The following is a 1,036-nucleotide window of genomic DNA, read 5'->3' on the forward strand; positions in this document are numbered from 1 at the left end:
TAGCGCGGTGGTCCCACCTGACCCCATGCCGAACTCAGAAGTGAAACGCCGTAGCGCCGATGGTAGTGTGGGGTCTCCCCATGCGAGAGTAGGGAACTGCCAGGCATCAAACAAGCCGAAAGCCCATCCTCACGGATGGGCTTTTTGCGTTTCTGCGCCGCAGCACGCCGAACGACGCTGCGCTTATCCGGCCTGAATGTATTTCTTTCTTCGTTTATTTCCCCTTTTCAACAGGATCGCGCATGTACCAGCAGTCGATCTTTTAACTGATGCATGTCTGGCGCACTGAGTCGCGTTATGAGGCCATTTTTAAGCAACGTTGTACAAAGATGTCAGTAGGGTGAACCGCTGTCTGCGGCACACAGAGATACGTTACGTGAGAGATGCAAGAGGCCATAAGCAGGCTTGAAGGAGGGGGAGCTGACAGAACCCTGAAAAGCAAAAACCCGCCTTTTGGGCGGGTTCTTTAAATAGTGGTGCCCGGACTCGGAATCGAACCAAGGACACGGGGATTTTCAATCCCCTGCTCTACCGACTGAGCTATCCGGGCCGACAGAGAATTCATCGTTACGACAGCACAGATTTTGCGGGAATAGCTCAGTTGGTAGAGCACGACCTTGCCAAGGTCGGGGTCGCGAGTTCGAGTCTCGTTTCCCGCTCCAAATCTGTTTGCTGAGAAGTAAGACCACCAATCGCAGGATTTCAGGTTGCAACAAGGCGGCAACTGAACGAATCCTTAGGAGCTTACTAAAGTAAGTGACTAAGGTGAGTGAAGGAAGCCAACGCAGTGGCGGCTTGAAAGACGAAGATTAAGCGGGAATAGCTCAGTTGGTAGAGCACGACCTTGCCAAGGTCGGGGTCGCGAGTTCGAGTCTCGTTTCCCGCTCCAAAATTTGTTCGCAAAGAAGTAACACCACCCAAGCGGGAATAGCTCAGTTGGTAGAGCACGACCTTGCCAAGGTCGGGGTCGCGAGTTCGAGTCTCGTTTCCCGCTCCAAATTTTTTCTCCTCCTCCAGATATCCACCGCGGAAAGCC

Annotated in this window: 4 tRNA genes and 1 rRNA gene; 4 read left to right on the top strand and 1 reads right to left on the bottom strand. The window is 53.1% G+C overall.

Features of this window, described 5'->3' with window-relative positions:
- Nucleotides 1-105 (top strand): 5S ribosomal RNA (rrf, locus tag FHC51_RS07165).
- A gap of 369 nt (nt 106-474) precedes the next feature.
- Here rrf and FHC51_RS07170 read toward each other — a convergent pair.
- Nucleotides 475-550, bottom strand: a tRNA-Phe gene (locus FHC51_RS07170).
- A gap of 36 nt (nt 551-586) precedes the next feature.
- Between FHC51_RS07170 and FHC51_RS07175 the strand changes: the two genes are divergently transcribed.
- The 3 genes from FHC51_RS07175 (at nt 587) to FHC51_RS07185 (ending at nt 997) form a co-directional block, all read left to right on the top strand.
- Nucleotides 587-662: transfer RNA gene (locus FHC51_RS07175), tRNA-Gly, on the top strand.
- A gap of 151 nt (nt 663-813) precedes the next feature.
- A tRNA-Gly gene (locus FHC51_RS07180) sits at nt 814-889 on the top strand.
- Nucleotides 890-921: 32 nt separating this feature from the next.
- Nucleotides 922-997, top strand: a tRNA-Gly gene (locus FHC51_RS07185).
- The last annotated feature ends 39 nt before the right edge of the window (nt 998-1,036 follow it).

The sequence above is a fragment of the Leclercia sp. EC_58 genome, from assembly GCF_019584355.1.
Lineage (GTDB): Bacteria > Pseudomonadota > Gammaproteobacteria > Enterobacterales > Enterobacteriaceae > Enterobacter.